The organism is Bifidobacterium callitrichidarum (genome assembly GCF_003129905.1).
Lineage (GTDB): Bacteria > Actinomycetota > Actinomycetes > Actinomycetales > Bifidobacteriaceae > Bifidobacterium > Bifidobacterium callitrichidarum.
On the sequence record NZ_QFFM01000049.1, the window covers coordinates 1 to 1,512 of the forward strand.

1 rRNA gene (only partly in view) is annotated in these 1,512 nt (G+C 59.2%); it reads right to left on the reverse strand.

The annotated features are described in order from the left end of the window. A 23S ribosomal RNA gene (locus DF196_RS12995) occupies positions 1-1,512 on the reverse strand (it continues 1,624 nt past the right edge of the window).

Sequence of the window (1,512 nt, forward strand, 5' to 3'; positions counted from 1 at the left end):
TGTGTTGTCGTTTCCCCGTTAGTACCGGTCAGCTCCACCCCTCGCGGGGCTTCCACGTCCGGCCTATCGACCACGTGTTCTACATGGGGGGTACAGCAGCTCGAAGGCTGCATGGAATGCTTATCTTGGAGCAGGCTTCCCGCTTAGATGCTTTCAGCGGTTATCCCTTCCGAACGTAGCCAACCGGCCGTGCCGCTGGCGCGACAACCGGCATACCAGAGGTTCGTCCACCCAGGTCCTCTCGTACTATGGGCAGGCCTCCTCAACATTCCAACGAGCGCAGAGGATAGAGACCAAACTGTCTCACGACGTTCTGAACCCAGCTCGCGTGCCGCTTTAATCGGCGAACAGCCGAACCCTTGGGACCTGCTCCAGCCCCAGGATGCGACGAGCCGACATCGAGGTGCCAAACCATCCCGTCGATATGGACTCTTGGGAATGATCAGCCTGTTATCCCCGGGGTACCTTTTATCCGTTGAGCGATGCCGCGTCCGTACACCGGCACCGGATCACTAGTCCCGACTTTCGTCCCTGCTCGAGCCGTCGCTCTCGCAGTCAAGCTCCCTTGTGCACTTGCACTCGACACCCGATTGCCAACCGGGCTGAGGGAACCTTTGGGCGCCTCCGTTACTCTTTGGGAGGCAACCGCCCCAGTTAAACTACCCGCCAGGCACTGTCCCTGACCAGGATGACTGGTCGAGGTTAGACATCCAATGCGAACAGAGCGGTATTTCACCTTGCGACTCCACACCGGCTGGCGCCGGCGCTTCGAAGTCTCCCGCCTATGCTACACAATCCACACCGAATGCCAATACCAAGGTATAGTAAAGGTCCCGGGGTCTTTTCGTCCTTCTGCGCTTAACGAGCATCTTTACTCGTACTGCAATTTCGCCGAGCTCCTGGTCGAGACAGTGGGGAAGTCGTTACGCCATTCGTGCAGGTCGGAACTTACCCGACAAGGAATTTCGCTACCTTAGGATGGTTATAGTTACCACCGCCGTTTACCGGGGCTTGAATTCACCGCTTCACACCGAAGTGCTGACGGATCCTCTTAACCTTCCGGCACCGGGCAGGCGTCAGTGCATATACAGCGACTTGCGTCTTCGCATGCACCTGTGTTTTTGGTAAACAGTCGCTACCCCCTGGTCTGTGCCACCCCCAACAGCTCCCCGCGCGAGGCGGTTCACCATCGGGGGTCTCCCTTAAACCGAAGGAACGGGAGTGATTTGCCGAGTTCCTTGACCAGGATTCGCTCGATCGCCTTGGTATTCTCTACCTGACCACCAGTGTCGGTTTGGGGTACGGGCGGACTGACGCCCTCACGCCGAAGCTTTTCTCGACGGCCGGGATCACCGGATCCACGCTAACGCGCGTCCCATCGCACCTCACCCACGATGCCCCCCGGATTTGCCTGGGGGACGGGCTGCGTGCTTGGCCCCGGAAAACCACCTCCGGAGCCGGCCACCCTTCCGTGTCACTCCTGCGCTGACCTACTACCGCTACAGTCCCAAC